Genomic DNA, 635 nt, shown 5'->3' on the forward strand with positions numbered 1-635 from the left:
TGCGGCAACTGGATCCGGGCCGCTTGCCGGTGATGATGGGCCTGCTGGTCCTGGGCCTTGTGGCGGTGCTGGCCTTCTTCGGCACCGAACCCTCGGGCGAGGCCGTGGCGCCCGAAATCGCCGAAACCGCACCGGCCCCGCAGCCGGTGGACATTGCGCCGGTTCCGGCCCCCGCCGACATCGCCCCCGCTGCGCCCGAACCTGTCGAGACCGCCGCAATCCCCCTGGCAAGCGAGCCGGTGGCCGAGGCCCCTGCCCCGCAGCCCGCAGCACCCCAGCCGACGCCTGCGACGCCCGCACCCGCGCAACCGCAGACCGCCACGGTGGAGGCGACCCCGCCCGCCCCGGTCCCCGCGCAGGTGCAGCCCGAGGCCGCGACGGACAGCACCGTGGCATCGCCGCAGCCTCTGCCCGCGCAGCCGCAACAGCAGGCCCCCGCCGCGCAGGGTAATGACGCACTGGCCCGGGCCCTGACGGAAGCGATGAGCAGCCCGGCACCGGCGGCCCCGAAACCCCCGATCAGCGCCGCGACCCTGGCCGCCGAACTGGCCGAGGCGCCGCGTCCGAAGGCCGCGTCCCCTGCCAGCCCCGCACCGGCGGCGCCTGCGGCCAAGGCCGCGCCTGCGCCCGCAAGC

The 635-nt window shown here is 77.0% G+C and carries 1 pseudogene; it reads left to right on the forward strand.

The features are described from left to right. Positions 1–635 (forward strand): annotated as a pseudogene (locus JX613_RS19695) (hypothetical protein); the annotation flags it as partial.

The organism is Paracoccus shandongensis (genome assembly GCF_017315735.1).
GTDB lineage: Bacteria > Pseudomonadota > Alphaproteobacteria > Rhodobacterales > Rhodobacteraceae > Paracoccus > Paracoccus shandongensis.